This is a genomic window from Gluconobacter cadivus, from assembly GCF_015244745.1.
Taxonomy (GTDB): Bacteria; Pseudomonadota; Alphaproteobacteria; order Acetobacterales; family Acetobacteraceae; genus Gluconobacter; species Gluconobacter cadivus.
In genome coordinates this window covers 1-929 of the sequence record NZ_JABCQI010000026.1, presented here as the reverse complement: position 1 = coordinate 929, position 929 = coordinate 1, and the positions used below count along the sequence as shown (strand labels likewise).

Genomic DNA, 929 nt, shown 5'->3' with positions numbered 1-929 from the left:
GGGCTGATGACCACCACGACCAATATTCAGGGCCTTCTCAAAACCTCGAATTTCCCCAAACTCGCCGATACACGCAGTGTGGCCTACTGGCTCAATTCAGGGGCCGCGACCATGCTGTCGCTTGGCTGGAAAGATGGCGCTGGGGATATTGCCTCCACGACACCTGAAGCAGATGTCCAGGCGTTTATTGCCCAGTCAGCAGCCGCAGGGCCTGAAGCCATTGAGATCGGGATGAGTCCCTACATCACGCCGAATGTGCCGACCACGGATTACACGCCGACACCAGAAGGCCAGCTGATCAGTGATGCCATTTTTTACAAACCCAACTCTGACACTGTCACACTCCCGGGCGGAAAACAGGCGAAGACGCTCTGGGCGCTTGGTTACAGGCCGCAGATTGCGTTCATGGATATCGGTTTCAATGCGACCATAGAGGCTGCAACGGCGACGGATAACCACTCGACGACCTACACGGCTCTGGCTGAAACGGCCGTCGCAGATGTTCAGAAGTCGCTGCCCTCCGTCAAACAGGTGGTCCCGTTCATGATGGTCGGTTACAACCCGGGCCGTCACGCTTCATCTTATGATCCGCTGGTTGAGTTCGCTCAGGATCCTTATTACGCCAATGACCGGGCGTTTTATAAATCCGTAGGGGCGCTCTCCATAGATGACCCGCCGTCCATGCTTATGGGAGACATTAACGGCGGCCAGAATGTTGGGGCATTCCGTGCGCCATATCTCCCCGACGAGTATCTGCGTTTTTCGGCAGGTCAGGTCATCTGGGCCAAGCAGAACAACATCACGGTGTACTGGTTTTCTACCCCGTTCCAGCAGGATGGCAGCTCTCCGCAGTACGGTTACGATACGATCATGCGTCAAAACACCATGGCGCTGGCGCACTATCTGGCAGCCCATTCCATCGGCGGCGT

Annotated in this window: 1 protein-coding gene; it reads left to right on the top strand. The window is 56.3% G+C overall.

Annotated features, from left to right (window positions below; all coding sequences use genetic code 11):
- Positions 1-6: 6 nt before the first annotated feature.
- On the top strand, positions 7-929 hold a 923-nt coding region (locus HKD28_RS15535; RefSeq protein ID WP_207729036.1), incomplete at its 3' end, for a hypothetical protein.